Consider the following 26,912-nt stretch of genomic DNA (forward strand, 5'->3'; position numbering starts at 1 on the left):
TTTAACTACTCACTACTCACTATTCACCTCGTTCAGCACCGCTCTTCTTAGCGCCAATGCATAGCCCAGGTGCAGGTTGTCATGCGTTGTAAAGTAATCTACCGCATGATCGATATTGCTCAGCGTTACCCCGAACATGGTGGTCACCGGCTCATAGTTGCTGAACAGGTCGGCAGCTATGTCGGCCTTCAGGTCATCAAGCAGGGTGAAGGCTTTGTCTTTGTAAAATGCCAGCTCTTCGGTGCTGATGAACGCTTCGGGGCGGGTGCCGCGTTGGTACTTGGTCACCTTCTCCAGGTCGATGCGGGTGGGTACCTGCCCCCTGATGTAGCAAAGCGTTTGTTGCGCCGCCACGATGTGGGCAAAGTTCCAGGCTATGTTATTGCTATACCCTTGCGGTATATGATTCAGCTGTTCGATGCTCAATCCATCCATCATTTTGATGAAATTCGAGCGGGTATATCGTGCTATCTCAAGTATGTTATCCATATCGCCCTTAAGCCTACATGGTAAATACCTTGTCGCGCTGATTCAGGTATTCATTCTCGATCACATCCTCGCCAGGCTCCATCTGCTCAAATTCGCGCAGCTTGCGGTTAAAGCCTTCGCTATCTTTAATGATGGCTATACGTGCACTACGCACAAATTCGATCAAGCCGAACGGTTGCAATACGCTGATCAGGTTATCGGTCTCTTCGCGGTGACCGGTGGTCTCAAATACGATGTAATCTTTACGGATCACCACCGCACGGGCACCGTTCTCGCGCAGTAAACGCTCTACCGAGGCTTTCTCGGCAATGATATCGGCCGGTACCTTGTACAGGGCCATCTCCTGCCAGATCACGTCGGCATTGGTATGGTAGTACACTTTCAGCACCTCTACCTGTTTCTCGATCTGACGGCAAAGTTTGCGCACCACATCCTCGGTCTCGTTGATCACGATGTTGAAGCGGTGGATGCTCTCGATCTCAGAAGGTGAGGTGTTCAGGCTGTCGATATTAATCTTACGACGGGTGAAAATGATAGCTATACGGTTCAGCAGACCGATCTGGTTCTCGGTATACACCGTGATGTTGAACTCTTGTTTACCCTCAGGTAATGTATTTTGATCACTCATGTTGATTTGTCTTTATACTCCCCCTCTAGGGGGCTGGGGGGTTATTTTAATCTGATCTCGCTTACACTGCAACCTTGTGGCACCATCGGGAACACGTTGTTCTCTTTGGTCACCATTACCTCTAATAAGAAGCTGCCTTTTGAGTTCAGCATCTCTTCAAGAGCGCCTTTAAGGTCGGCGCGCTCTTTGATCGAGCGGCCAGCGATGCCGTAACCTTTGGCTACCTGCACAAAATCAGGGCTCTGGATATCAACGAACGAATAACGACGCTCATTGAACAACTCCTGCCACTGGCGTACCATGCCCAGGAACTGGTTGTTCAGGATCAGGATCTTGACGTCGATGCCGGTCTGCATGATGGTCCCCATTTCCTGCAAGGTCATTTGGAAACCACCATCGCCGATCACGGCTACCACCGGGCGGTCCTTAGCGCCATACTTAGCGCCAATGGCTGCCGGCAGGGCGAAGCCCATGGTACCTAAGCCACCGCTGGTCACATTACTACGGGTCTTGTTGAACTTAGCGTAACGGCAACCCACCATTTGATGCTGGCCAACGTCGGTCACGATCACGGCGTCGCCGTTGGTCAAACCGTTCAGTTGATCGATCACCTCGCCCATGGTCATCTCGCCGGTTTGCGGATGTAGTTCCGCATTGATCACCTGCTCTTCTTCCTGGCGGGTAAATTCATTGAATTTGGCCAGCCATTCAGTATGTTGTTTAGCCTCTACGAATTGGGTAAGCAGCGGGAGGGTCTCTTTACAATCGCCCCAAACGGCCACATGTGTCTTTACGTTCTTGTCGATCTCGGCAGGGTCTATATCCAGGTGGATCACCTTGGCTTGCTTGGCGTATTTGTCTAAACGGCCGGTAACACGGTCGTCAAAACGCATACCTATGGCGATCAGTACGTCACACTCATTGGTAAGCACGTTAGGGCCGTAGTTGCCATGCATGCCTAACATGCCCACGTTCTGTGGGTGATCGGTAGGGATAGCGCCTGCACCTAAAATGGTCCATGCCGCCGGGATGCCGCTTTTTTCAACAAAAGCTTTGAACTCCTGCTCGGCCTTGCCCAAAAGCACGCCCTGTCCCCAAAGGATGAACGGCTTTTTAGCCTCATTGATCACCTGTGCCGCACGCTCGATGAAGCTTGGGCGGATGATCGGTTTTGGCCTGTAGCTACGGATATGGTTACAAGGTGTATAGCCCTTGAACTGGAACTTCTGTATCTGAGCGTTCTTGGTGATATCGATCAGTACCGGGCCGGGCCTGCCGCTACGGGCAATGTAAAAGGCCTTAGCGATCACTTCGGGTATCTCGTTAGCATCAGTGATCTGGTAGTTCCATTTGGTCACTGGGGTGGTAATGTTGATCACGTCGGTCTCCTGGAAGGCATCGGTACCCAAAAGGTGAGCGAATACCTGACCAGTGATACACACCAATGGCGTGCTATCGATCTGCGCATCGGCCAAACCGGTGACCAGGTTGGTAGCGCCTGGGCCGCTTGTTGCAAAGACGACACCGACCTTACCTGAGGTACGGGCATAGCCCTGACCTGCGTGAATGCCGCCTTGTTCGTGGCGGACCAGGATGTGGTCAAGCTTTTCTTTGTAATCATACAAAGCATCATAAATAGGCATGATAGCGCCACCCGGATAACCGAAAATGGTCTCAGTGCCTTCCACGATCAAAGCTTCCAGCAGTGCTGCCGAACCTGTAAGTTCTACGGCTGCCTGTTGTTCTGGTGCGGTTAGTACGTCTTGCTGTGCAACTTCCATTATTAGTATAATTAGTATTTGTTGTAGGTTTCGGGTTGTCTGTTGCCTATGATCTGTGCTGCATGATCAGGCACGCCACTGGCAACCCTTCACTCGTAACTATTGGTTTATTCTTCGTCGGTAACGCAGCCTTGGCTGGCGTCCTTAACGCTTTTGAAATATTTAAATAACAGGCCTTTGGTAACTGGTGGCTTAGGCTGTACCCATTGGGCGCGGCGCTGAGCCAGTTCCTCATCACTGATCTTGACATCAATGGTATTGGTGATGGCGTCGATAACGATCGTGTCGTTATCTTTCACCAGGCCAATGTTGCCACCGTCAAATGCTTCAGGGGTAATGTGGCCTACCACGAAACCGTGCGTGCCTCCTGAAAAGCGGCCGTCGGTGATCAGTGCTACCGAACTGCCTAAACCGGCGCCAAATATGGCCGAAGTTGGTTTCAGCATCTCGGGCATACCAGGAGCGCCTTTTGGACCTACGTTGCGGATCACTACCACGTCGCCAGCCTTAACACGGCCGCTCATGATACCGTTGATCAGCTCGTACTCACCATCGAACACACGGGCAGGGCCTTCAAAGCGTTCGCCCTCCTTACCGGTGATCTTGGCAACACTACCGCCGGTGGCCAGGTTACCGTATAATATCTGTAAGTGACCGGTAGCCTTGATAGCCTTTTCTACCGGCATAATGATGTCTTGTTTATCAAAGTCAAAGTCAGGAACATTGGCCAGGTTCTGGGCAAGGGTCTCACCGGTAACGGTCAAACAATCACCATGTAACCAACCTAACTTTAACAGGTATTTCATTACCGCCGGGATACCGCCAATGTTGTGGAGGTCTTCCATCATGTACTTGCCGCTTGGTTTCATATCAGCCAGTAACGGTATGCGGTTACTCACTTCCTGAAAATCATCCTGGCTGAGTGGAACACCAACGCTTTTCGCTATGGCGATCATGTGCAACACAGCATTGGTCGATCCGCCCATTACCATAATGGTGATAATGGCGTTCTCGAAAGCTTCGCGGGTCATGATGTCGCTCGGTTTGATGTCGCGCTCCAATAATTTATGGATAGCTTTACCTGCTGCTAAGCACTCATCCTGTTTTTCCTGGCTTAAAGCAGGGTTCGATGATGAATATGGCAAACTCATCCCCAAAGCCTCAATGGCTGCGGCCATAGTGTTGGCCGTATACACACCACCGCAGGCACCGGCACTTGGACAAGCATTTTTTACCACGCCCATGAAATCTTCAGGGGTAATAGTGCCGGCTATCTTTTTACCTAACGCCTCAAATGCTGAAACGATATTAAGATCCTCGCCTTTATAATGGCCAGGTTTAATGGTGCCACCATATACCATGATCGAAGGGCGGTTCAAACGACCCATCGCGATCAGCGAGCCTGGCATGTTCTTGTCGCAGCCTGGCAGGGTGATCAGTGCGTCATAATATTGAGCGCCACATACCGCTTCTATCGAGTCGGCGATCACGTCGCGGCTTACTAAGGAGTAACGCATACCTTCGGTACCGTTGCTCATGCCGTCGCTTACGCCAATGGTGTTGAATATCAAACCTACCAGGTTCTCGTCCCATACGCCTTTTTTAACCACCTTGGCCAAGTCGTTAAGGTGCATGTTACAAGTATTACCATCGTAACCCATACTGGCTATACCTACCTGTGCCTTCTTCATGTCCTCGTCGGTGAGGCCAATACCGTAAAGCATGGCCTGTGCAGCAGGTTGAGTTGGGTCCTGGGTAAGTGTCTTGCTGTATTTATTCATCTCTACAGCCGTGTTGGTATCAGTATGAGCACTCATTAGTTGTATATTGTACGGTTATGTTCCTGTTTCCGATCAGCCTTTTCAAAGTTGGCCGATGCTGTTGTTACCAGGTCGGGCTTTGTAAGGTTCAGCTTGAATAGGCTATTGGTCGGGTTAACAATTGTAAGGTAGGGATAAGGCCTTTAACCGACAATAAGGCAAATGAAAATTTTCATTTAGTTTATTATTTTATAAAATAGTTTTAAACAGAATTTTATTTCGTTTAATTTATTAATCAAAGAATAATATATGTATCGTTGTATACCAAAGTTGAAATCGGTATTTGGTATCGATGTTATGCATGCATAGCATCAGCTCGCATTTTCGGCGTAAAATGGATTGATAGCAGTGAAAAGCTCCACCCAAACCCTCCTCGGGAGGGAGGGCTTTAAGTAACTGAAATGGTGTTTAAAGCAGCTCTTATCAGAATTTAGTTATGGTCGGTTTTCTGTCGCGTTGGGTGTCTGCCTATCAAAGTTTGAATGGCTTGCAAGATCTCCTCCCCGTGGGAAATATGGAGGGGGTAAACGCAGAACGCCCGACCAAGTGGCCGGGCGTTCTGCGTTGTATATTATGTTGCAGCGAACTACGAACGGGTGGTAATGCCTTCGGCCAGTACCATCACTTTATTGTTATTCACTTCAACCACACCACCTTTGATAAAGAAATGCTCACTTTTGGCACCGCGAACGGTCAGTTTGCCATCCTCCAGTGTAGAGATGATAGGGGCGTGGTTATTCAATATCTCGAAAGAGCCCATAGTGCCCGGTACGGTAACCGAGGTCACCTCGCCTTCGAACACTTTTTTATCGGGGGTAAGAATTTCTAAGGTCATTTTCTTGTTGTGTGTTGTTATTTGCGGGTTGCGGGTTCATCAGGTGGATCTTCCATCTGGGTAACTCGCAACACGCAACTGACAACAATTTTAGTTATTGGCTTCAGCTAACAGTTTCTTACCTTTTTCGATAGCATCTTCGATGGTACCTACCAGGTTGAACGCCGCTTCCGGATATTCATCCACTGCGCCATCCATGATCATGTTAAAGCCTTTAATGGTATCTTTAATGTCAACCAGAACACCTTTTAAGCCGGTGAACTGCTCAGCCACGTGGAACGGCTGTGACAGGAAACGTTGTACACGACGGGCACGTGATACGGTCAGTTTATCTTCTTCAGATAACTCGTCCATACCCAGGATCGCGATGATATCCTGTAACTCTTTGTAACGTTGCAGGGTCTCTTTAACGCGTTGAGCAGTATCATAGTGCTCGTTACCTAAAACAGCAGCGCTCAGGATACGTGAGGTAGAATCCAGTGGATCCACCGCAGGATAGATACCCAACTCGGCGATCTTACGTGAAAGTACGGTGGTAGCATCCAAGTGAGCGAAGGTAGTGGCCGGCGCAGGGTCGGTCAAGTCATCCGCAGGTACGTAAACGGCCTGTACCGAAGTGATCGAACCACGTTTGGTAGAGGTGATACGCTCTTGCATGATACCCATCTCGGTGGCCAGTGTTGGCTGGTAACCTACGGCTGATGGCATACGGCCTAACAGAGCCGATACTTCAGAACCTGCCTGGGTAAAGCGGAAGATGTTATCGATAAAGAACAGGATGTCGCGGCCTTTACCGTCAGCATCACCGTCACGGAAATACTCAGCAATGGTCAAACCTGAAAGCGCAACACGTGCACGTGCACCTGGCGGCTCGTTCATCTGGCCAAACACGAAGGTAGCTTTCGAATCTTTAAGCTCCTCGGCGTTCACTTTTGAAAGGTCCCAGCCGCCGGCTTCCATCGAGTGCATGAACTCTTCGCCATATTTAATAATGCCTGATTCCAACATCTCACGTAAAAGGTCATTACCTTCACGGGTACGCTCACCTACACCGGCAAATACCGATAAGCCTGAGTATGCTTTAGCGATGTTGTTGATCAGCTCCTGGATCAATACGGTCTTGCCTACACCGGCACCACCGAACAGACCGATCTTACCACCTTTTGCGTAAGGCTCTAAAAGGTCGATAACCTTGATACCGGTGAACAGTACTTCGGTTTCGGTAGATAGATCTTCAAATCGTGGAGGAGTAGCGTGGATAGGACGACCAGTGGTAGTGTCAAGGTTAGCCAGACCATCGATAGCCTCACCCACCACGTTGAACACGCGGCCTTTGATATCGTCGCCGATAGGCATACGGATAGGTGCTTCAAGGTCAGTTACTGGCATACCACGCAGAAGGCCATCTGTAGAATCCATGGCGATGGCGCGTACGCGGTCCTCACCTAAATGCTGCTGTACTTCTAAAACAACCTTTTGTCCGTTGTTCTTGGTGATCTCCAGCGCGTGGTAAATTTTAGGAAGATGTGCATCATCGCTAAAGCTTACGTCAACTACCGGACCAATGATCTGAGAGATTTTTCCAATGTTTGGCATATATACCCTACGTAATTTTTAAAGAATTCTTTATTGTGCGAAATAGCAATGTAACAAGAACATGACGCTATTTCGGAGCGCAAAGTTAAGATATTTAATGACATTTTAATTGTATCTATGAAAGATCTTTTTAGTAAATATCATTTGATATTCAATACGCTTTATCGGGGGTATACGGTAGCATGAACCGTATGAATGATATATGTCGCAACAGTTGTCGCACCGGTCAGATATCGCTTGGGTCTACACGTCCCAATTCAATACGATCTTACCGGTGTGTGATCCTTCTTCCATGAGTTGATGCGCCTTAGCTGCGTCATGCGCACTTAAGGTGCGGTAGATCACCGGGCGAATGGTGCCGTCGGCCAACAGTGGCCATACGCGTTGTTCTAATGCACGGGCTATATCAGCCTTAAAACTTTCTTCGCGCGAGCGCAGCATGGATCCGGTGATGTATATGCGCTTACGCATCACTATGGAAAGGTCTATCTGCACATCTTTGCCCTGCATGGTATTGATCATCACCAGCCTGCCTTCGGTAGCCAGGGCCTGTAGATTGCGTGGTGTATATGAACCGCCGATCATGTCAAGTATCACGTCAACGCCTTTGCCGCCGGTCAGTTGGTCGATCCCCTCCACAAAGTCAGCATTTTTATAATTGACAGCTATAGTAGCGCCTAGCTGCTCGCACATACGGCATTTATCATCACTACCGGCAGTGGCGTATACCGTGCTGCCTAAAGCTTTTGCTATTTGAATGGCGGCCACGCCAATGCCGCTGCTGCCACCATGCACCAGCAAGCTCTCGCCGGGGCGCAGCCAGGCCCGTCCGAACACATTGCTCCATACGGTAAAAAAGGTCTCGGGTAATGAGGCGGCCTCAACAAAGCTCAGCTCACCGGGTATGGGCAGGCACTGACCCTCAGGAGCGGTGCAATATTCAGCATATCCGCCACCGCTAAGCAGTGCGCAAACACGGTCGCCCGGTCGCCAGCGGGTCACCTCTTCGCCAATGGCTTCAATGATGCCTGCCACCTCCAGCCCCGGAATATCTGGTGATGCACCGGGCGGCGGCGGGTAGTTGCCTTTGCGTTGAAATACATCGGGCCGGTTAATGCCCGATGCATGTACCCTGATCAGCACCTCATGGGCAGCAGGTGTTGGGGTGGGGCGGTCGGTAGGTTGCAATACCTCGGGCGCACCGGGGCGGGTGATCACTATGGCTTTCATCATCATTATCAACCTGTATTACGGCTTACGGTTTGTAAGTTGTAGATCATTTGATCGCCATTGGCTGAAATTTATGTGTTTGACCAAATAAACCGGTAGCTTTGAAAAAAAACGAACACATATGTCATTACAATCAGGCCAGCCTGCACCGCAGTTCACACTGGTATCATCAGAACTTAAAGAAGTATCATTGGCCGACCTGAAAGGCCAGAAAGTAGTGCTGCACTTTTTCCCGATGGCATTCACCGGGGTATGCACTACACAGCTTTGCACGTTGCGTGATCATTTTAGTTTTTACGAAGGGATCAACGCTCAAGTATTGGGTGTATCGGTAGATTCGCCGTTCACACTGGCCAAGTTCAAAGAAGAGAACGGCTACCAATTTCCGTTGTTGTCGGATTTCAATAAGACGGTATCAACCGCGTATGGCGCTATCTATGATGAATTCGTGCTCGGGTTAAAGGGCGTATCTAAAAGAGCGGCCTTTGTGATCGACGAAGAACAGAACATCATCTATGCTGAAGTGCTGGAGTCGGCCGGTGACCTGCCTAACTTCGAGGCTATAGAGGAACTGCTGAAATAAACGCTAAAAATTAATGCGCTGATAATGAATGCAGGTAGCTGTTGAACGTAACGATACCTGCATTTTTTTTCAAAAAATATTTGAGGGTAAAAGAGTAAATACTATCTTTGCACTCCGTTCAGGAAAGGACTTGTAGCTCAATTGGATAGAGCATCTGACTACGGATCAGAAGGTTAGGGGTTCGACTCCCTTCAAGTCCACTTTTAAATCTGAAAGCCTTTCCGTATCATTGCAGAAAGGCTTTTTTAATTTCATCACGATCACAAGGATGCTGAATTTAGTTCTGTTCGGTCCTCCCGGCGCTGGGAAGGGCACACAATCACAAAAACTTATCGAAAAATGTGGTCTGATCCACTTATCCACCGGCGATATATTGCGCGGCGAGATAGCACAGGGCACCACGCTGGGTTTAGAGGCTAAAAAGCTGATGGACGATGGCAAACTGGTACCTGATGAAGTGGTGATCGGTATGATCAGCAACAAACTGGACGCTAATCCAGAAGCTCCGGGCTTTATTTTTGATGGTTTCCCGCGCACAGTAGCTCAGGCCGAGGCCTTAGATACTTTATTGGAGGGTAAGAACACCGCTATCTCAAGCATGGTCGCTTTAGTGGTAGATGATGAAGAACTGGAAAAACGCTTGTTAGAGCGTGGCAAGACCTCTGGCCGTCCTGATGACGCCAACCCCGAGATCATCCGCAAGCGCATACACGAGTACAACAGCAAGACCACCCCGGTGGCCGAGTTCTACAAACAGCAGAATAAATACACCAGCATCAATGGCATTGGCCCGATCGATCAGATCTTTGCCGATATCGTTGAGGTGGTGGATGCTTGTTGAGTAATAAAGTAATTAATTACACGATTTCGGACCTGAGCAGATCGCCAAAGAACTGTTCAGGCCCGAAATTGTCGTTTTATAGAGTGAGTAAATAATTATCGTCATCTCTGTTCAGCCATTTGGCCGTTCTTGTTGGGTTGAGCTTGTGGAGGTCAGTCGAGGCAGCAGAGAGGATAAAGGACGTGATCTTGAAGTTAACTTTCGGGATCTGAAATACAACACTAATGAGTCAAGGGTCAAATTTCGTTGATTACGTAAAGATATGTTGCCGTTCAGGCAAGGGTGGGGCGGGTTCGGCTCACTTGCACCGTGATAAGCATACGGCCAAAGGTGGCCCCGATGGGGGCGACGGCGGTCGTGGCGGACACGTGATCGTAAAGGGTAATGCCCAATTATGGACATTGCTGCACCTGAAGTATCGTAAGCACGTGATCGCCGGCGACGGTGAGCGTGGCGGTAGCGCACTTTGCACCGGCAAGACCGGCCGCGACGAGATATTGGAAGTTCCACTGGGTACCATTGCCAAGGATGCTGAGACCGGCGAAGTGATCTTTGAGATCACTGAAGACGGCGAGACCAAGATCCTAACCGATGGTGGTCGTGGTGGTTTGGGCAACTGGCATTTTAAGTCGGCCACGCAGCAAACGCCACGCTTCGCACAGCCAGGCGAACCTGGCCAAGAGCACTGGAATATTCTGGAGTTGAAATTACTGGCTGATGTTGGTCTGGTAGGCTTTCCTAATGCAGGTAAGTCGACGTTATTATCCGTAGTATCGGCGGCCAAGCCTGAGATCGCAGATTACGCGTTCACTACGATCGTTCCTAACCTGGGCATTGTGGCTTACCGTAATAGCCGCTCATTTGTGATGGCTGATATTCCGGGTATCATTGAGGGGGCATCAAAGGGTAAGGGATTGGGGTTCCGTTTCCTGCGCCACATCGAGCGTAACTCGGTTTTACTATTCATGATCCCGGCCGATACCAACCGTACTATTAAGCAGGAGTACGAGATACTATTGCACGAGTTAAAAGAATACAATCCCGAACTGGTACACAAACCACGTGTATTGGCCATCACTAAAAGTGATCTTCTAGATGATGAGTTGCAGCAGGAAATGAAAGCTGAGCTACCTGAAGGCATCCCGGCGGTATTCATCTCAGCGGTAGCTCAACAGGGACTGGACCCATTGAAGGACCTGCTCTGGAAAGAGATCAACCAGCAATAAGCACTTATTCCATTTTATCTTTAGGCGGTACCTCGTCGTCGTTCTTAACGACGCCTTCTTTGGTCACCGCCTTTTTGTTGCGCTTTTGCCACATGTATGATATGCTGTGGGTAGGGATGTTATCGCCCAGTAATTTGCCCCATGGTTTCAACTCATCTATACGATCGAACACGATCTTAAGCACCGCAATGAATGGTATGGACAAGAACATACCCGATACGCCCCATAATGCATTACCCAATAATACCACCACGATCGATATCAGCGCATTGATCTGCACTTTGGATGATACGATACGCGGCACCAGAATATTATTATCAATGAACTGAATGAACAGGTAAGCGGCAACCACACCTAATTGGGTGCCGTAGCCATCGTGTGTTACAGTGGCCATTAAGATAGGTAAGGCAATGGCCACCAAACCACCGATGTAAGGGATCAGGTTCAATAAAGCGCCGATCACCCCGATCAGTATGGCGTAAGGCACGCCCAATAACAGTAAGGCTACCGAATTCATGATCGCTACCACCAGCGTTTCGGTTAGCAGGCCAATGATATAACTTTGAATAGCTGCCTTGGTCTCCTGCAGGATCTCGGCCACCTGGGCGGTCTTTTCTTCCGAAAATACCTCGAAAAGAAAATTCACGATCAGTGTTTTATACAACAACATCAGGAACACATACACCGGTATTAGGAAGATGATGCTCAAGGTGCCTAATACCGTATTGATGGTTCGGCCCACCAGCGCTTTACTGCTGTTCAACGCATCGTTGATGAACTTGACCTGCTTTTGTGTGTCTATGCCAAAATGCTGGTAGATCCATATTTTAAGGTCGTTGGTGATGTGGGCGAACTTGGCCTTAAGTGTAGGCAGCGTATCACCGAACGATACGATCTGTGATGATAAGAAGTAAAATATACCCGCCACCACGATCACCGCTAATAGCATAGATATGATAATGGCCGGGATCTGTGGTATCCTGGCCTTCATTAACCGGTTGCACAAGCGGTTAAGCAGCACCGCAATGAATGCGGCAAAAGCCAGGGGTATCAGTATATCGGCAAGCGAGTTAAGCACATATACCGACAGGATGAGCCCGAACAGTACAACGGTTGCCTGCAGGTAAAAGGGGTATTGTTTTTCTTTTTGCATGTAGATGGTTGAGCGATATTATCATAAGCAAAAATATATGGGAATGTTTCAAAACGCTCAACATAGATGTTGGCGCTGAGCCCCTCACGTCCCTTTGTTAAAAAACAAAAGCCCCGAACTCTTAATTCGGGGCTTCTTATGCTAACTCCTTCCCTTCAGGGGAGGGCCAGGGTGAGGCTGCTTATTTTAACACGTTCCTCCAGCTTACAAGATCACCAATGATCTTGTCGAGCTGGTCGGCTGGCACACGCTCTTGTGCCATGGTATCACGGTGACGAATGGTCACGGTGTTATCTTCCAGGGTCTGGTGATCCACAGTGATACAGAACGGCGTACCGATCGCATCCTGGCGGCGGTAACGTTTACCGATCGCGTCCTTCTCCTCGTATTGCAGGTTGAACTCCGTTTTCAGGCCATCCATGATCTCGCGTGCTTTTTCAGGCAGGCCATCCTTTTTGGTGAGCGGGAAGATGGCCGCTTTTACCGGTGCCAGGCAAGGATGCAGGCGCAACACGGTACGGCTATCCTGTTTCTCTTCAGTGCTCAGGTCCTCTTCCTCGTAAGCGTTGATCAACGTTAACAAAAACATACGGTCCAGACCGATCGAGGTCTCGATCACGTATGGCACATAGTTGCCATAAGGCTTATTGGTCTCAGGATCGACCTCAGGGTCAAAGTATTGCATCTTTTTGCCCGAGAACTGCTGATGCTGGCTCAGGTCAAAATCGGTACGGCTGTGTATACCTTCCACTTCTTTAAAGCCGAACGGGAAGTTATATTCGATATCATAAGCGGCATCAGCATAGTGTGCCAGCTTAGTGTGTTCATGGTAACGGTATTTTTCAGGAGCGGTACCCAGGGCAAGGTGCCATTTTAAACGGGTCTCTTTCCATTTATCGAACCACTCTTTTTGCGTACCAGGGCGCACGAAGTATTGCATCTCCATTTGTTCGAATTCGCGCATACGGATAATGAACTGGCGGGCGATCACCTCGTTGCGGAACGCCTTACCGATCTGTGCTATACCGAATGGGATCTTCATCCGGCCTGATTTCTGCACGTTCAGGTAGTTCACAAAGATGCCTTGAGCGGTCTCCGGGCGCAGGTATACCACATCGGCATCATCGGCCACGGCGCCCATCTGGGTGCTGAACATCAGGTTAAATTGGCGTACCTCGGTCCAGTTGCGGGTGCCACTGACCGGGCAGGCGATCTCGTGCTCGATCACCAGTTCGCGCAGGCGGGTCAGGTCATCGGCCTTCATGGCGTTGTCCAGTTCGGTCTGTAGTTGCTCGGCCTTGTCGGTCTTGCCGTCGGTATCATATTTGGCTATACGGTCTTCCAGTAACTGGTCGGCGCGGTAGCGTTTCTTCGAATCTTTGTTATCGATCATGGGGTCGCTAAAGCCGTCAACGTGACCGCTTGCTTTCCAGATCTTAGGGTGCATGAATATGGCCGAATCTATACCTACGATGTTCTCGTGCAGTTGCACCATGCTTTTCCACCAGTAGGTCTTGATGTTGTTCTTTAACTCGGCACCGTTCTGGCCGTAATCGTAAACGGCGCTTAGTCCGTCATATATCTCGCTCGATGGGAACACAAAGCCGTATTCTTTGGCATGTGCGATCACATTCTTGAACAATTCGTCGGTATTTTTACTCATAGCGCGTCAAAGATAAAATTTTTAGTTGTTTGTTCATGGTCCATCGTCGATGCAGCTAAGGTTCTGCCATGAACTATGAACTCACGAACTATCAGCCGAATAACTATCTTTGCCGGCGCTATGATAGAGCAGCAGATCAAGAACGCTATACGCGATATACCCGACTTCCCGAAACCGGGTATCGTTTTTAAAGATATCACACCCATACTAAAGGATCCCGGCCTGTGCGAGGCCATCGTTAACTCCTTTGCCCTGCATTTCCAGAATGTGAAGATCGATGCCGTGGCAGGTGTAGAAAGCCGTGGTTTCCTGTTCGGCCTGCAGTTGGCCGGTAAGCTGGGCGTGCCTTTTGTGCCGGTGCGCAAGGCGGGTAAACTGCCGTTCACCGTTCATCAGAAAGAGTACGATCTTGAGTATGGCTCGGCCACTATTGAGGTGCATACCGATGCCTTTAAACCCGGTCAGCACATATTACTGCATGACGACCTGCTGGCCACCGGCGGTACCGTTTTGGCCGCGGCCGACCTGATCCGCGAGATGGGCGGCATAGTTGCCGGTTTTAGCTTCATTGTTGACCTCAACTTTTTAGGCGGACGCAAAAAGATCGAACCTATTTGCAACAGGGTCGTGGTACTGGCCGAATACAAATAAGCCACGGATATCGATCGTCTGCACGTCGGGTATCAAAACACTTTGGGCTTTTTGTTGGTTATGAATAGCGTAGCACGAACATCATGCTGCATCAACGAACGCTAAATACAACCGCCATGAAGAACTACGAGACCTTAGTGGATGCCACTAATGACCTGATGAAAAGAGGATATACTGCCAACCTTAGTTTTGAGGATAACGGCGAGACCATTGACGATAAAAGTAATAACGTACATATGCACGCCGACGATTTTGAGGTAGATGAGTTCTTCCGTTTCGAAGGACCCAGCAACCCGTCAGATATGTCTATCGTGTACGCCATATCATCGGCCAAGTACAACCTTAAAGGTGTGTTGGTAGATGCTTACGGTACCTATGCTAACACAAGCACCTCGGCTATAGAAGCCAAATTGCATCACCACCAGGTAAGCGATAACCTACACGGAGAGGATCGCCCAAGCGCTAACTAAACGATATTGGGCTTCTTACTTCTGTAAGACCTTTAACAGGCGGCAGCCGGCCGATAATATCGCCGGGCTGCCGTTTTGCATTAGAGCCTTTAACTGAGTGATCAGTGGAGAGGTGATGAAAGGGTATCGACCGGTCAAATGGCAGAGCGTCTCGCCGGCACAAACCTTTACCGCTACTCTGGTGAGCGGGTCGTCCAGTTTTTCAAAGCACAAGCTGATCAACGGTTCCATATCGGTGTCTGCCAATTGCTCTTTCACTGATGCTGGGGCTTTGGGCCTGGTCAGGCAACTGAATATCTTCATATAGTGCCTGTGGCAACTGGGGTTAGTGGCCAGCGCACCGTAACGTAAAAGGTCAGGTAAATGCTCAATGAATTCCTCAGGATGCCGCGTTAATGCGATCTCCAATAGCCAGGCGGCATGAAAGGATACCTTTCTGTCACGATGCAGGGTAAGTTGTATTAGCTCGGTCGTGTCGATCTCGCCATTGCGCAACAGCAAAATAAGTTGCTCCATATTGCGGCGGAAGTCGGCCGCTTTGAGGTCATTGATCAAGGGACTGAGCAAAAGCATGATGAAGTTGTGATAAAGGACAGCTGATCAATTAACTGACGATCAACTGCCACGATGATACGAAATTATTGATCGGAACGCGATCTGTTATACAACTACCTATGGATAACGAACAAAAAAAACAATATAACGAGCTTACCCCGCAAGAGGAGTGGGTGATCTTACATAAAGGTACCGAACGCCCTTTCACCGGTGAGCTGTTGAACAACAAGGCACAAGGTGTTTATGTATGCCGTCGTTGCGATGCGCCGCTGTACCGCAGCGAGGATAAATTTGAATCGTTTTGTGGCTGGCCAAGTTTTGATGACGAGATACCGGGAGCCGTACACCGCGAAACGGATGCCGATGGTCGCCGGGTAGAGATACTCTGTTCGAACTGTGGAGCTCACCTGGGGCACGTGTTCACGGGCGAACGTTTTACTGCCAAAAATACCCGTCATTGTGTGAACTCAGTTTCGATGAAGTTCGTGCCGATAGACGAGTACGCTCAGCAAAAGTGATCCTTATAAACTAATAAAATATCGGTGAAGTGACCTTATTTCCACCGATAATTTTAAGGTTAAAGTTACCAACATTAAGGCCCGTTATCCACGGGCTTTTTTTATGATTTTCTTTATCAGTGTTTTAACGTTCACGAGGATGTCATTAAAGCTCATCCCCACAAAGCATCACTTGGTGTGAGTATGACGATCGAACACCGTTAAATATCTCAACCGGCTGTTTATCAATTGATTGTGTGTTAACTTATAGTAAACAAATTATTCAGAAAAAGTTTGATGTGGATAACTTTTACGGGGTGTGGAGAATGATCGCATGGTAGTTTAGGGCGTGCTCTGTACATTTGTTCATAGGCTTTTCGAACCCTGATGAGAGGGCCTTTACGGTAGCCCAAAACGATCTTTTTGAGCTGGCCACGAACAGGTGAGGTGGATGAACCCTAACCCGATACAGTGAATTATTGAGCCATTGCTTGCGCCCCGTCCGTATGGATCGGGTGGTTAGCGTGTCTCTAATGGTGTGCATATAACAAAACGATATAAAGTATTTTACTTATGAGCCAGGAAAACGAATTATTACTACGAGAGAACAAAGACCGCTTTGTTATTCTGCCGATCAATTATCCGGCTATTTGGGAGATGTACAAAAAGCATGAAGCCAGCTTTTGGACAGCCGAAGAGATCGACCTTAGCGATGACCTGAAACATTGGAACAGCCTAAATGATGGTGAAAGGCACTTTATATCGCACGTACTGGCGTTTTTTGCCGCCAGCGACGGTATAGTTAACGAGAACCTGGCCGTTAACTTTATGAGCGAGGTGCAGGTGCCCGAGGCCCGTTGTTTCTATGGTTTCCAGATCATGATGGAGAACATCCACTCAGAGACCTATGCGCTCCTGATCGATACTTATGTGAAGGACCCAGCCGAGAAGGACCGTTTGTTCCATGCCATTGATACCGTACCATGCGTAGGTAAAAAAGCTGAGTGGGCATTGAAATGGATCGATAACGGTACGTTCGCACAGCGTTTGGTGGCCTTTGCTGCGGTAGAGGGTATCTTCTTTTCGGGTAGCTTTTGCTCTATCTTCTGGCTTAAAAAACGCGGCCTGATGCCAGGTCTGACCTTCAGCAATGAGTTGATCTCACGTGATGAGGGTATGCACTGCGAGTTCGCTTGCTTGCTGTACAGCATGTTGGAGAACAAGCTGAGCAAAGAAGAAGCGACCGGTATTATCACCGACGCGGTAGAGATCGAAAAGGAGTTCATCACCGATGCGTTACCGGTAAAACTGATCGGTATGAACGCCGACCTGATGGGGCAATACATCGAATTTGTGGCCGACCGCTGGTTAGTGGAGCTGGGTTACGACAAAGTGTACAACACCTCTAATCCGTTCGATTTCATGGAAATGATCTCGTTACAAGGCAAGACCAACTTTTTTGAGAAGCGCGTAGGCGACTACCAAAAGAGCGGGGTACTGAACGCACAACCTGCAAGCCAGGCGTTCTCTCTTGACGAAGACTTTTAAGCTTCGATAGCATCATACATACTACCTACTGAAAACATATAATCAACAAGATCACTATTAACTACTCACGAAGATGTTTGTAATAAAAAGAGACGGCAGAACAGAGTCGGTGAAATTTGACAAGATCACCGCACGTATAGAGAAATTATGCTACGGACTTAACCCACACCTGGTGGACCCGGTGGACGTAGCTAAAAAAGTAATTGAAGGTTTGTATGATGGCGTGACCACCTCGGAGCTGGATAACCTGGCCGCTGAGACCGCTGCATCATTGACCACCAAGCACCCCGATTATGCTTTGCTGGCCTCACGCATAGCCGTGTCTAACCTGCACAAGAATACCGTAAAGTCGTTTAGCGAGACCATGCGTAAGCTGTATCACTATAAAGATCCCAAGACCGGTCGTAACGCGTCTCTGCTTGCGGATGATGTTTGGGAAGTGATCGAAGCTAACGCCGATATCCTGGATAGCAGTATCATTTACGATCGCGACTTCGGTTTTGATTACTTCGGTTTCAAGACCTTGGAGAAATCATACCTGTTGAAACTGGATGGCCGCATTGCCGAGCGTCCGCAACACCTGTTCATGCGTGTATCGGTAGGTATCCACAAAGAGGATATCGAGAGCGCCATCAAGACCTATAACCTGATGAGCGAGCGTTGGTTCACCCACGCTACCCCGACCTTGTTCAACGCCGGTACACCAAAACCTCAAATGTCGTCATGCTTCCTGTTGACCATGAAGGATGACAGCATCGAAGGTATCTATGACACCCTGAAACAAACCGCACAGATATCTCAAAGTGCCGGTGGTATCGGTCTGAGCATTCATAACGTGCGTGCTACAGGTTCATATATCAGCGGTACTAACGGTACCAGCAACGGTATCATCCCAATGCTGCGTGTGTTCAACGATACTGCCCGTTACGTGGATCAGGGTGGTGGCAAGCGTAAAGGCGCTTTCGCTATCTACCTAGAGCCATGGCATGCCGATATCTTCGAATTCCTGGATCTGCGTAAGAACCACGGTAAAGAAGAGATGCGCGCCCGTGACCTGTTCTATGCCCTTTGGGTGTGCGACCTGTTCATGCAGCGTGTGGAAGCCAATGAGGACTGGAGCTTGTTTTGCCCGCATGAGGCACCGGGCCTTGCCGATTGCTTTGGCAAAGAGTTCGAAGAATTGTACATCAAATATGAGAATGAAGGCCGCGCCCGCCGCAAGGTGAAAGCGCAGGAGCTTTGGTTCGCTATACTGGATGCCCAGGTAGAGACCGGTACTCCATACCTGTTGTATAAAGATGCTGCCAACAGCAAATCCAACCAGCAGAACTTAGGTACCATCAAGAGCTCGAACCTGTGCACCGAGATCATGGAGTACACCTCGGCCGATGAGGTGGCGGTTTGTAACCTGGCCTCGTTAGCGTTGCCACGTTTTGTGATCAACGGTCAGTTCGACCACCAAAAATTATACGAGGTGACCTACCAGGCTACCCTCAACCTGAACAAGATCATTGATGGTAACTTTTACCCGGTAAAAGAGGCCGAATACTCTAACCTGCGTCACCGCCCGATCGGTTTAGGTGTACAAGGTTTGGCCGATACCTTTATTTGCCTGCGCATGCCGTTCGAAAGTGACGAAGCCAAGCAACTTAACAAAGAGATATTCGAGACCATTTACTTTGCGGCCATGACCGCCTCTAAGGATCTGGCCGTTAAGGACGGACCTTACGAAACTTTCAAAGGTTCGCCACTGTCTGAAGGTAAATTCCAGTTCGACCTGTGGAATGAAAAACCAGCCAGCACCCGTTGGGATTGGGAGAACCTGCGCCTTGACGTCATGAACCACGGTGTTCGTAACTCGTTATTGGTAGCACCGATGCCTACTGCATCAACCTCGCAGATATTAGGTAACAATGAGTGCTTTGAACCATATACCTCTAACATTTACACCCGCCGTGTACTGAGTGGCGAGTTCGTGATCGTGAACAAACACCTGTTGCGCGACCTGGTGGATCTAGGCTTGTGGAACAGCCGCATGAAGGATATGATCATCAGCGCTAACGGTTCGGTACAGGATATTGCCGAGATACCACAGAACATCAAAGATCTGTACAAGACCGTTTGGGAGATCAAGATGCGTAACATCATTGACATGGCTGCCGACCGTGGGGCATACATTTGCCAGTCGCAGTCGCTTAACCTGTTCATCAACTCACCTAACGCTTCTAAACTGACCTCGATGCACTTCTACGCCTGGAAAAAGGGCTTGAAGACCGGTATGTACTACCTGCGTACCCAGGCAGCCTCACAAGCGGTTAAGTTCACCGTTGAGAATCAGGCCGGCAAGAACATGGATCCTGTTATCCCGGCTGAGGTAGCCCAAATGGCCGATGACGTGCCAGCAGGACCAAGCTGCTCAATGGAAGAAGGTTGTGTGACCTGCTCAGCATAAGCAAGCGCATTCCTTACCGGTATAAAAATTAATGACCAAGCCCTGAAGTTTCCTGCTTCAGGGCTTTTTATATTTGTACATGTCAACGCCACTCCAAAAGCATGAGACCGTAATGTGCGACCGCTGCCGGTCAACTTTTGAGTGCAAGGCCAACTCGTACACCAAATGCCAGTGCAGCGAGGTACACCTCACCATCAACGAGGTGCAATACGTAAGCGAGCTGTACGATGGTTGCCTTTGCGTGAATTGTCTGCGCGAGTTACAGAAAGAGTACCAGGAGCAATAAGATCAGGATAGCTCAGCTGTTTGTTATGATCCAGATGATGATGGGCCGTACCAGAGTGGGCTCAGTAAAAAGAAGGCGCGCCAGCGGCTCTTTCTGATCAAGGTAAAGTTCAAGCGCCGTTGAGCCGTTCGCAAGAACGTTTTTAGCATCAAGGCTTTTTCGGGATCTTTACTTTCGACAAAAGTAGCTTCCTGCAAGATCAGCGTTCCCCCGTCCCTAAAAAAGAACTTGATCGAGGTCATTGTCTTGGCACCGTTACGCTCGTAGTCGTAACTGTAGAAGCCTACCACATCACGGTTCAGGATCCTCTCGAACGCACCATTCCCTTTTTTAACATGCATCGAATCTCTGTCAAAGTAAATGGTGACCGTTTTGGAGAAAAGCGTAAGAATACCCAGTACAAGCGCAAAAGTAAGTACGGCGACCAAGGGTTTGCCGCCATACCCGAAGCGTGCATGCCAGTCGCCGGTGAACAATATGAACGCCGGTACGAACGCCAACAACGTGATCAAATAGGTCACATACGTTGGCCAGGTATTCACCTTTTTGAACGCGAACTCCGGCGTTTGATACTTTTGCATGATAGGATAACCAACGTACCCGGCACTTGGTTGTCAGGCCCTGTTGTTAGGTCGCCTACTTCTGATATTTCCAGTGTCTCGACTTACCTTCGTTCAGCCATTCCACGGCGGTGTTCATGCGTTTTTGACGGGTGGCTTCCGTCTTGGCTTCGGTTATCCATTCCACGTATTCTTTTTTGTGCGAGTAACCATACTCATTGAATTGCTTTTGAGCACGGGGATGCCGTTCGAGAAACTCTATTAAATAATCGGGGATGATCAATGCAACTTTATCGGATGTGGTGGGCTTGGCTTTTTGTACCTTGATGCCTTTATCGTTCAGGTCTGCCGCCTCGAGCAGGTAACGGATCAGCACGTCATTAGCTGGCAGATCGTTCAGGGAAGTGATGCGGCCCAGGCTGCCCATAGCATCGTTCACCTTCAAAATGCCATCCGGGTCGGCCAATAACGAACCCTTCCAAAATCCGAACGTGCAGTGCTGCTTAAAGGCGGCCATCTGGCATATCGGTCCTTTATACTCGTAAAAAGGCATGCTCCATTTCACGGTCTCCTCCACCTGAGGTAAGGTGTCATGTATCAGCTGACGCAAATGGATCAGGATAGGCTGCGCGAAATCGGCTGCTTTAGCGATGTACTCATCGTGTCGGGGATCAAAATGTGGCATGATCGATAGGTTATTGGTGAACCAAGTTAATGATCGGTATCGATAAGTACAAGAGGGTAGGTGCTATCAAAATGCTCGTCATCGCGAGGAACGAAGCGAATTCTGGTATAGTTCTTTGTGATCCTAAAGATGGAAATAGTTTTCGAGAGCTATCTATAATGTCCTCTCAGCGATAGGATATCAAGTACAATGATCTGGTTTCGTTCATTTACCTCGTACACCAGCCTGTGCTCCTGGTCGATCCGGCGCGACCATGCGCCTGAAAGGCCATACTTTAGAGGTTCTGGTTTGCCAATGCCTTTAAAAGGGTCTTGTTGAATAGCGACCAGCAGAGTAGTTATCTTTTTCTGTATAGCCTTGTTGCCGGAGCGTTTCCAGTATTCGAGATCTTCGATAGCCTTAGGGCTGAAGATCATTTCCATAGGTCGTCAACATTGATCTTTACGCCTTTTCCGTCCTGAATGTCCTTGCGGCCTTGTTCGATCTTTTTCACGAACTCAGGATCATAACCGTCTCTTTCGGAACGAAAATCGATCTTCAGCGCTTTTATCACTGCTTTTAATGCCGCCAGTTGTTCTTTGGTCTTTGGCTGTACGATCAGTGTTTCCATGTAGATATAAACTTACGAAGATCTATAATGTTGTGCAAGCAACTTTGCAACGGCAGGCTACGCATCAAATTTCCTATGTCCCTAAAAGGAAAGGCTGTTAGCCCCTACAACACATGCCCCAGCCTGTTCGAGTCCAATTTGATCAGGATGAACAGGAGGATGGTAAAGCTCCATAACGATGATCCGCCGTAGCTGATGAAGGGCAGCGGGATGCCGATCACCGGCACGAGGCCAATGGTCATCCCGATGTTGATCATCACGTGGAAGAAGATGATGGAGGCCACTCCATAGCCATACACCCGCGAGAAGGGCGATCGCTGTCGTTCGGCCATCATGATCACGCGTAGCAATAATAAGATGAACAGACCGATCACCACTACGGATCCAACAAAGCCCCATTCTTCGCCTATGGTGCAGAATATAAAGTCGGTACTTTGAGCTGGTACAAAGGAATACTTGGTTTGGGTACCCTGCAAATAACCCTTACCCCAAAGCTTGCCCGAGCCGATCGCGATCTTACTTTGGTTCACGTTATAGCCTGCACCTCTAAGATCTGATGATATACCCAGCAGTTCGTCCACACGTGATTTTTGGTGTGGCTTAAGCACGTGGCCGTAAATGAAGCCCACGCTGAAGATATAGCCGATGCATAATACCAACCCCACAACAAGGCCCACCATGGTATCGCGCCGTACCCTGAACAAAAAGATAATGCCCACGGTAATGATCACCAGTGCAGCGATCACATAGAACTGATTATACAGGAGCGAGGTGACGAACAAGGCCACCATCAAACCGGCAACGATCAAAAAGTATGGCGAAAGCCCTTCACGATAAAGTACGAAAATGAGCGAACAAAATACCAGCGTAGAGCCGGTATCGGGCTGCAGCATGATCAGCATCATGGGTAGTATGATAATGCCGGCAGCGGTCAGGAACGATCGTAATTCGGTGATGCGGATATTAACGCCGCTGAGGTAACGTGCCAACAACAAACAGGTACTGAACTTGGCAAATTCAGACGGTTGCAGCCTGAACGTACCCAACGGTATCCAGGCCTGGTTACCTCCTACGTTACGGCCGATCACCAATACCACCATGAGCAGCAGCACCGTGACCACATACAGCACCGGCGCAAGCCCGAAAAAGAAGCGGCTATCAAGCAATAGGATCACCCCGCCCAATATCACCGATGAGATAATGAAGATGAACTGTTTACCATAATTGGTATCCAGGTCGATGATGTGTGGATGCGTTTCATCAAATACCGCCGCATGGATGTTGAACCAGCCAATGGTACACAAGCACAGGTAAATGAACACCGTTAGCCAGTCCACATTAAAGAAAAAGCTGCGCTGGTTATTCATCTTCTTTGCGTTTAGGCTGGTAAGCTAATATGTGCTTCAGGGCGGTGTCCTTCGGGCTTTGGCGCGACGCTGACCTGAGTTCGGTACGTTTGCGGGTAGTATCGGCTTTGTACTTACGTGCACTGTCGCGGCGTATGCTGTCCAGTTTGGTGCTGTCCTTGCGGGTCAGTTTACGGGGCGGTTTGTATCCCGGAGGTGGCGGCAACAGGTTGGCATCTAAAATATATTGTACCTGAGCCTTTGGTTTGGTGATGGTATCGCGCAGATACTTCTCTACCAGATAGCTGGCAATGGGGGCCGCCCATGATGATCCGAACCCTGCGTTCTCTACCACCACCGCAATGGCTATGCGCGGTGTATCGCGCGGGGCAAAGGCCACAAATACCGAGTGGTTCTTGCCATGCGGGTTCTGTACGGTGCCGGTCTTGCCGCACATGATGATGCCCGGTATGCGTGCCTGTACGGCCGTACCGCGGTCCACAACATCCTGCATGCCATCGATAACCGGTTCGAAGTATTGCGGATCGATGCCGACCTCGTTCCGGACGGTATATTCTTTTTTGATCACCTTTTGATCGCCTATAGACTTGATCAGGTGGGGTTTGTAATAATAGCCTCGGTTGGCAATGATCGCCTCGATATTGGCCAGCTGCAATGGAGTGGCCAGTAACTCACCCTGACCAATGGCCAGCGATATGATAGATGATGACCGCCAGCGGTTCTTACCAAAAACGCGATCGTAGCGCAGGGGGGTAGGTACGTTACCTTTGTACTCAAAGGGTAGCTCGACATCCAGTTTGGTACCGAAGCCGAACTTATTCACTTTCACCTTCCAGTCCACCAGGGTTTGCCTGATATTTTTGGCCCCGCGCGCGTTCATCAGCTTGTCGAACACGTTACAGAAGTAGGTATTGCACGATTGTGATATACCCTTACGCAGGTCGGTGACACCGTCAAAGTGCTCACAATTCACCCGGTGATTACCCGCCATGTAATAGTGCGGACAAAAATAAGTGGTTTGCGGGGTAATGATCCCTTCCTGCAAAGCGATCAACGCATCCAACGGTTTAAAGGACGAGCCAGGAGGGTAGGTAGCCTGAATAGGCCTCACAAAGGTAGGCTTATAAGGGTCCTTATACATTTTGGCAATGTTGTTACCGCGCTCACGGCCTACCATGAGGTTAGGATCATATGTAGGGCTGCTCACGAAAGTGAGTATCTCGCCTGTAGAAGGCTCAATAGCCACGATACTGCCCACTTTGTTGCGCATGAGCTTTTCGCCCAGCTTTTGTAAACGCAGGTCCAGCGATGAGGTCAAACGCTCACCCGAGACGGCCAGCGTGTCAAATTCGCCGTTGGCGAAGCTGCCTTTGGCTACGTTGCGCGAATCCACCATCTCGTACCTCACACCTCGTTGACCACGCAGCACGGTCTCGTAAGATCGTTCAACGCCCGATATACCGATGTAATCGCCCCGGTTGTAAAAACCGTTCGACTTCTCGATCATTTTATCGTTCACCTCACCAATGTAGCCCAAAAAGTGAGCGGCCACCGAGTCGGGATACGTACGCACGGTACGGGGCTGTGCGGTAAAGCCGGGAAACTCATCCTGCAAGCGTTCCTGCAAAGGGGCATATACTTCTACCGATATTTGCTTTTCAAATATGGATGGACGGTAAGGAGAGTATTTTTTGGCTTTATCGAAGCGCTTGTCGAAGCCTGCTTTATCGATGCCCAGCATGCGGCAAAATTCAAGCGTGTCAAAAGGCTTTACCTTTTTAGGGGTCACCAATATATCGTACACAGGTACGTTCTGCACCAGTACCTTGCCATTACGGTCAAATATGGCCCCACGGGCCGGGTAAATCACCGTTTTACGGAGTACGTTCTTGTTGGCGAACAGCGCATAACGGTCATCAACGATCTGGATATAGTAAAGCCTGCCCAGCAATACCAACGCAATAACGATGAAGATGGTGGTAATGACGTATCGGCGCTCAAAAAAATTATTCATTTATCGTTCTTTCCTTCTGTAAAAAACAAAGCTGGAGATCAGTATCAAAAATAAGGTAAAAACCGAACTTGACAGAAAACGCAGCAAAGTAAATCGGATCTCAGTAAGGCTGAAAACTTCGAGGTTGAATAAAAAGAAGTGGTGGATGAGTGTCAGGATAAGCGAGTAGGTGAAGAACCAGCGAAAGCCCATGTTACCCAGCGTAGGGTCGGCCTCGTTGTCAAAACCATCGCGCTGTACGGTAACGCTAATGAAAAGCACGCGCACAAAGGCCAATAGGGTACAAGCCGCCGCATGCAGGCCAGGCGTATCATAAAAGGCATCGATAGTGAGACCCAGTATGAACGACAGCACGAATAGCACCAGGTTTGGTGTTTCGAGCGGTAGCAGCAGGATAAACAGGATGTACGGATATGGCAACGAGATGTTGTACAGCGATATGTTCTTTAACAAGAACACCTGCACCAGTACCAGTACCACAAAACGGATCAGGTTATAGATAAGTGTTCTACTCATCGTGTTTTTCCTGGGCCTCCAGTCCCGCCCGCTCCTGGGCCAGTTTATTGTTCACTACGTAAACGTATTGCAGTTTAGCAAAATCTACCGATAGATTCACTTCCATATTGAGGAAGAAACCGCCGCCTTTGGCATGCAGGTTACTTACCTTGCCCAGCGGTATGCCGGCAGGGTAAAGGTCAGAGTAAGTAGAGGTGACCACCCACTCGCCAATACGAGGCTTCACGTGATTGGGGACATCCATCAGCAAGCCTTTATGCGGGTCCATTTCTTCGCTCCACATCAAGCTGCCAATGTCTTTAGTGTCAGCCAGCATGGCACTCACTTTGGCATCTTTATGTAACAATGATTGTACGATGGCCAAATGGTCAGATACCAGCACCACCTTGCCTACCACACCACTGCCGCAGATCACGCCCATGCCTTTTTCGATACCGTCCTTACTGCCTTTTTGTATGGTGATGTAATTGCTGCGCCTGTTCACCGAGTTATTGATCACCCGGGCTTCGGTATAAGTATATTGTTGTTTGTAAACGGTATCGATCACTACATGACGGCCTACCGTATCTGCATAAAATGAGGTGCGCAACTGGTTGCGTAACCGGGCATTTTCGCGGGCAAGGCTATCGTTCACCTCGTTAAGGCGCAGGTAACTGTTCAGCTCATTGGCGCGGGCATACATAGTGCCGGTCACCTCGTTGGCGGTGTTCAGGTAAGTGGCCTTCTGGAAAGAGTTGTATTTAACGTAGATGATCAGCGCCGATATCTCAAATATCAGGAACAGGAAGAATGCGTTGTACTTACTGATAAATATCAAAAGGTTACGCATACTGTGAGTAGTGAATAAGTGAGTGGT

27 protein-coding genes and 1 tRNA gene are annotated in these 26,912 nt (G+C 49.1%); 10 read left to right on the top strand and 18 right to left on the bottom strand.

Annotated features, from left to right (window positions below):
* Positions 1 to 12 precede the first annotated feature (12 nt).
* The 7 genes from LLH06_RS05675 to LLH06_RS05705 all read right to left on the bottom strand — a co-directional run bounded on the left by LLH06_RS05675 (position 13) and on the right by LLH06_RS05705 (position 8,385).
* A complete protein-coding gene (locus LLH06_RS05675; protein WP_228172294.1) occupies positions 13 to 489 on the bottom strand; it encodes a DinB family protein in 477 nt (158 codons plus the stop codon).
* A 13-nt stretch (positions 490 to 502) separates the two neighbouring features.
* Complete coding sequence (gene ilvN, locus LLH06_RS05680; protein WP_228172295.1) at positions 503 to 1,117, bottom strand: acetolactate synthase small subunit; 615 nt, start codon at positions 1,115 to 1,117, stop codon at positions 503 to 505.
* Between the two features lie 41 nt (positions 1,118 to 1,158).
* Complete coding sequence (gene ilvB / locus LLH06_RS05685; RefSeq protein WP_228172296.1) at positions 1,159 to 2,898, bottom strand: biosynthetic-type acetolactate synthase large subunit; 1,740 nt, start codon at positions 2,896 to 2,898, stop codon at positions 1,159 to 1,161.
* A gap of 107 nt (positions 2,899 to 3,005) precedes the next feature.
* Positions 3,006 to 4,715 carry a dihydroxy-acid dehydratase gene (gene ilvD, locus LLH06_RS05690; protein ID WP_228172297.1) on the bottom strand — a complete coding sequence of 570 codons (1,710 nt, stop codon included), beginning with the start codon at positions 4,713 to 4,715 and terminating at the stop codon, positions 3,006 to 3,008.
* A gap of 589 nt (positions 4,716 to 5,304) precedes the next feature.
* Positions 5,305 to 5,553, bottom strand: a complete 249-nt coding sequence (atpC, locus tag LLH06_RS05695; RefSeq protein ID WP_228172298.1) for an ATP synthase F1 subunit epsilon — start codon at positions 5,551 to 5,553, stop codon at positions 5,305 to 5,307.
* Between the two features lie 90 nt (positions 5,554 to 5,643).
* Entirely contained in the window at positions 5,644 to 7,149 is a 1,506-nt protein-coding gene (gene atpD / locus LLH06_RS05700; protein ID WP_228172299.1) for a F0F1 ATP synthase subunit beta, read from the bottom strand.
* 243 nt (positions 7,150 to 7,392) lie between these two features.
* A complete protein-coding gene (locus LLH06_RS05705) occupies positions 7,393 to 8,385 on the bottom strand; it encodes an NAD(P)H-quinone oxidoreductase (RefSeq protein ID WP_317206721.1) in 993 nt (330 codons plus the stop codon).
* 115 nt (positions 8,386 to 8,500) lie between these two features.
* Here LLH06_RS05705 and LLH06_RS05710 point away from each other — a divergent pair, with 115 nt between their 5' ends.
* The 4 genes from LLH06_RS05710 (at position 8,501) to obgE (ending at position 11,029) form a co-directional block, all read left to right on the top strand.
* Positions 8,501 to 8,962: a redoxin domain-containing protein gene (locus LLH06_RS05710; protein WP_228172300.1), complete on the top strand. Its 462-nt coding sequence runs from the start codon at positions 8,501 to 8,503 to the stop codon at positions 8,960 to 8,962.
* A gap of 126 nt (positions 8,963 to 9,088) precedes the next feature.
* Positions 9,089 to 9,162 (top strand) — tRNA-Arg (locus LLH06_RS05715).
* Positions 9,163 to 9,230: 68 nt separating this feature from the next.
* Entirely contained in the window at positions 9,231 to 9,803 is a 573-nt protein-coding gene (locus LLH06_RS05720; RefSeq protein ID WP_228172301.1) for an adenylate kinase, read from the top strand.
* 224 nt (positions 9,804 to 10,027) lie between these two features.
* Positions 10,028 to 11,029, top strand: coding sequence for a GTPase ObgE (obgE, locus tag LLH06_RS05725; protein WP_228172302.1), 1,002 nt, complete (start codon positions 10,028 to 10,030; stop codon positions 11,027 to 11,029).
* Between the two features lie 4 nt (positions 11,030 to 11,033).
* On the opposite strand, the gene LLH06_RS05730 is transcribed toward obgE, so the two are convergent.
* Both LLH06_RS05730 and LLH06_RS05735 read right to left on the bottom strand, forming a co-directional pair.
* On the bottom strand, positions 11,034 to 12,182 hold the full coding sequence (locus tag LLH06_RS05730) for an AI-2E family transporter (RefSeq protein ID WP_228172303.1): 1,149 nt from the start codon (positions 12,180 to 12,182) through the stop codon (positions 11,034 to 11,036).
* A gap of 181 nt (positions 12,183 to 12,363) precedes the next feature.
* Complete coding sequence (locus tag LLH06_RS05735; protein ID WP_228172304.1) at positions 12,364 to 13,845, bottom strand: glycine--tRNA ligase; 1,482 nt, start codon at positions 13,843 to 13,845, stop codon at positions 12,364 to 12,366.
* Between the two features lie 120 nt (positions 13,846 to 13,965).
* Between LLH06_RS05735 and LLH06_RS05740 the strand changes: the two genes are divergently transcribed.
* Positions 13,966 to 14,496, top strand: a complete 531-nt coding sequence (locus LLH06_RS05740) for an adenine phosphoribosyltransferase (protein ID WP_228173273.1) — start codon at positions 13,966 to 13,968, stop codon at positions 14,494 to 14,496.
* Between the two features lie 116 nt (positions 14,497 to 14,612).
* Positions 14,613 to 14,966 (top strand): phosphoribosylpyrophosphate synthetase, encoded by a 354-nt coding sequence (locus LLH06_RS05745; RefSeq protein ID WP_228172305.1) that lies wholly within the window; start codon positions 14,613 to 14,615, stop codon positions 14,964 to 14,966.
* 15 nt (positions 14,967 to 14,981) lie between these two features.
* On the opposite strand, the gene LLH06_RS05750 is transcribed toward LLH06_RS05745, so the two are convergent.
* The gene (locus tag LLH06_RS05750) at positions 14,982 to 15,539 is read right to left on the bottom strand and encodes a hypothetical protein (protein WP_228172306.1); all 558 of its coding nucleotides are present in this window, start codon (positions 15,537 to 15,539) and stop codon (positions 14,982 to 14,984) included.
* A 101-nt stretch (positions 15,540 to 15,640) separates the two neighbouring features.
* Here LLH06_RS05750 and LLH06_RS05755 point away from each other — a divergent pair, with 101 nt between their 5' ends.
* The 4 genes from LLH06_RS05755 to LLH06_RS05770 all read left to right on the top strand — a co-directional run bounded on the left by LLH06_RS05755 (position 15,641) and on the right by LLH06_RS05770 (position 20,304).
* Positions 15,641 to 16,039 carry a methionine-R-sulfoxide reductase gene (locus LLH06_RS05755; protein WP_228172307.1) on the top strand — a complete coding sequence of 133 codons (399 nt, stop codon included), beginning with the start codon at positions 15,641 to 15,643 and terminating at the stop codon, positions 16,037 to 16,039.
* A gap of 552 nt (positions 16,040 to 16,591) precedes the next feature.
* Positions 16,592 to 17,566 (top strand): ribonucleoside-diphosphate reductase small subunit, encoded by a 975-nt coding sequence (locus LLH06_RS05760; protein WP_228172308.1) that lies wholly within the window; start codon positions 16,592 to 16,594, stop codon positions 17,564 to 17,566.
* Between the two features lie 73 nt (positions 17,567 to 17,639).
* Complete coding sequence (locus LLH06_RS05765) at positions 17,640 to 20,018, top strand: ribonucleoside-diphosphate reductase subunit alpha (protein ID WP_228172309.1); 2,379 nt, start codon at positions 17,640 to 17,642, stop codon at positions 20,016 to 20,018.
* A gap of 79 nt (positions 20,019 to 20,097) precedes the next feature.
* The gene (locus tag LLH06_RS05770) at positions 20,098 to 20,304 is read left to right on the top strand and encodes a cysteine-rich CWC family protein (RefSeq protein ID WP_228172311.1); all 207 of its coding nucleotides are present in this window, start codon (positions 20,098 to 20,100) and stop codon (positions 20,302 to 20,304) included.
* Between the two features lie 23 nt (positions 20,305 to 20,327).
* On the opposite strand, the gene LLH06_RS05775 is transcribed toward LLH06_RS05770, so the two are convergent.
* The 8 genes from LLH06_RS05775 to mreC form a co-directional block, all read right to left on the bottom strand.
* A complete protein-coding gene (locus LLH06_RS05775) occupies positions 20,328 to 20,885 on the bottom strand; it encodes a hypothetical protein (RefSeq protein ID WP_228172312.1) in 558 nt (185 codons plus the stop codon).
* A gap of 55 nt (positions 20,886 to 20,940) precedes the next feature.
* Positions 20,941 to 21,549, bottom strand: a complete 609-nt coding sequence (locus LLH06_RS05780) for a YdeI/OmpD-associated family protein (RefSeq protein ID WP_228172313.1) — start codon at positions 21,547 to 21,549, stop codon at positions 20,941 to 20,943.
* 149 nt (positions 21,550 to 21,698) lie between these two features.
* On the bottom strand, positions 21,699 to 21,971 hold the full coding sequence (locus tag LLH06_RS05785; protein ID WP_228172314.1) for a Txe/YoeB family addiction module toxin: 273 nt from the start codon (positions 21,969 to 21,971) through the stop codon (positions 21,699 to 21,701).
* On the bottom strand, positions 21,962 to 22,159 hold the full coding sequence (locus LLH06_RS05790) for a DUF2683 family protein (protein WP_228172315.1): 198 nt from the start codon (positions 22,157 to 22,159) through the stop codon (positions 21,962 to 21,964). Before LLH06_RS05790 ends, LLH06_RS05785 begins: the two co-directional genes overlap by 10 nt.
* Positions 22,160 to 22,263: 104 nt before the next feature.
* Positions 22,264 to 23,526, bottom strand: a complete 1,263-nt coding sequence (rodA, locus tag LLH06_RS05795; RefSeq protein WP_228172316.1) for a rod shape-determining protein RodA — start codon at positions 23,524 to 23,526, stop codon at positions 22,264 to 22,266.
* Entirely contained in the window at positions 23,519 to 25,540 is a 2,022-nt protein-coding gene (gene mrdA, locus LLH06_RS05800; RefSeq protein WP_228172317.1) for a penicillin-binding protein 2, read from the bottom strand. The genes rodA and mrdA overlap by 8 nt, the downstream gene beginning before the upstream one ends.
* Entirely contained in the window at positions 25,541 to 26,056 is a 516-nt protein-coding gene (gene mreD, locus LLH06_RS05805) for a rod shape-determining protein MreD (RefSeq protein ID WP_228172318.1), read from the bottom strand. It abuts the gene before it with no gap.
* Positions 26,049 to 26,885, bottom strand: coding sequence for a rod shape-determining protein MreC (mreC, locus tag LLH06_RS05810; RefSeq protein WP_228172319.1), 837 nt, complete (start codon positions 26,883 to 26,885; stop codon positions 26,049 to 26,051). Before mreC ends, mreD begins: the two co-directional genes overlap by 8 nt.
* Positions 26,886 to 26,912 lie beyond the last annotated feature (27 nt).

Origin of the sequence: Mucilaginibacter daejeonensis, assembly GCF_020783335.1 — a bacterium.
Classification (GTDB): domain Bacteria; phylum Bacteroidota; class Bacteroidia; order Sphingobacteriales; family Sphingobacteriaceae; genus Mucilaginibacter; species Mucilaginibacter daejeonensis.

Bases quoted from the DNA above. Each gene is read 5' to 3' on its own strand.
- obgE (WP_228172302.1), top strand. From the start codon at position 10,028: ATGAGTCAAGGGTCAAATTTCGTTGATTACGTAAAGATATGTTGCCGT.
- ilvD (WP_228172297.1), bottom strand. From the start codon at position 4,715: ATGAGTGCTCATACTGATACCAACACGGCTGTAGAGATGAATAAATAC.
- LLH06_RS05675 (WP_228172294.1), bottom strand. From the start codon at position 489: ATGGATAACATACTTGAGATAGCACGATATACCCGCTCGAATTTCATC.
- LLH06_RS05745 (WP_228172305.1), top strand. From the start codon at position 14,613: ATGAAGAACTACGAGACCTTAGTGGATGCCACTAATGACCTGATGAAA.
- mreD (WP_228172318.1), bottom strand. From the start codon at position 26,056: ATGAGTAGAACACTTATCTATAACCTGATCCGTTTTGTGGTACTGGTA.
- LLH06_RS05720 (WP_228172301.1), top strand. From the start codon at position 9,231: ATGCTGAATTTAGTTCTGTTCGGTCCTCCCGGCGCTGGGAAGGGCACA.
- rodA (WP_228172316.1), bottom strand. From the start codon at position 23,526: ATGAATAACCAGCGCAGCTTTTTCTTTAATGTGGACTGGCTAACGGTG.
- ilvB (WP_228172296.1), bottom strand. From the start codon at position 2,898: ATGGAAGTTGCACAGCAAGACGTACTAACCGCACCAGAACAACAGGCA.
- LLH06_RS05710 (WP_228172300.1), top strand. From the start codon at position 8,501: ATGTCATTACAATCAGGCCAGCCTGCACCGCAGTTCACACTGGTATCA.
- LLH06_RS05780 (WP_228172313.1), bottom strand. From the start codon at position 21,549: ATGCCACATTTTGATCCCCGACACGATGAGTACATCGCTAAAGCAGCC.
- LLH06_RS05735 (WP_228172304.1), bottom strand. From the start codon at position 13,845: ATGAGTAAAAATACCGACGAATTGTTCAAGAATGTGATCGCACATGCC.
- LLH06_RS05790 (WP_228172315.1), bottom strand. From the start codon at position 22,159: ATGGAAACACTGATCGTACAGCCAAAGACCAAAGAACAACTGGCGGCA.
- LLH06_RS05775 (WP_228172312.1), bottom strand. From the start codon at position 20,885: ATGCAAAAGTATCAAACGCCGGAGTTCGCGTTCAAAAAGGTGAATACC.
- LLH06_RS05740 (WP_228173273.1), top strand. From the start codon at position 13,966: ATGATAGAGCAGCAGATCAAGAACGCTATACGCGATATACCCGACTTC.
- mrdA (WP_228172317.1), bottom strand. From the start codon at position 25,540: ATGAATAATTTTTTTGAGCGCCGATACGTCATTACCACCATCTTCATC.
- LLH06_RS05765 (WP_228172309.1), top strand. From the start codon at position 17,640: ATGTTTGTAATAAAAAGAGACGGCAGAACAGAGTCGGTGAAATTTGAC.
- LLH06_RS05760 (WP_228172308.1), top strand. From the start codon at position 16,592: ATGAGCCAGGAAAACGAATTATTACTACGAGAGAACAAAGACCGCTTT.
- atpC (WP_228172298.1), bottom strand. From the start codon at position 5,553: ATGACCTTAGAAATTCTTACCCCCGATAAAAAAGTGTTCGAAGGCGAG.
- LLH06_RS05770 (WP_228172311.1), top strand. From the start codon at position 20,098: ATGTCAACGCCACTCCAAAAGCATGAGACCGTAATGTGCGACCGCTGC.
- LLH06_RS05705 (WP_317206721.1), bottom strand. From the start codon at position 8,385: ATGATGATGAAAGCCATAGTGATCACCCGCCCCGGTGCGCCCGAGGTA.
- LLH06_RS05750 (WP_228172306.1), bottom strand. From the start codon at position 15,539: ATGCTTTTGCTCAGTCCCTTGATCAATGACCTCAAAGCGGCCGACTTC.
- LLH06_RS05785 (WP_228172314.1), bottom strand. From the start codon at position 21,971: ATGGAAATGATCTTCAGCCCTAAGGCTATCGAAGATCTCGAATACTGG.
- mreC (WP_228172319.1), bottom strand. From the start codon at position 26,885: ATGCGTAACCTTTTGATATTTATCAGTAAGTACAACGCATTCTTCCTG.
- LLH06_RS05755 (WP_228172307.1), top strand. From the start codon at position 15,641: ATGGATAACGAACAAAAAAAACAATATAACGAGCTTACCCCGCAAGAG.
- ilvN (WP_228172295.1), bottom strand. From the start codon at position 1,117: ATGAGTGATCAAAATACATTACCTGAGGGTAAACAAGAGTTCAACATC.
- LLH06_RS05730 (WP_228172303.1), bottom strand. From the start codon at position 12,182: ATGCAAAAAGAAAAACAATACCCCTTTTACCTGCAGGCAACCGTTGTA.
- atpD (WP_228172299.1), bottom strand. From the start codon at position 7,149: ATGCCAAACATTGGAAAAATCTCTCAGATCATTGGTCCGGTAGTTGAC.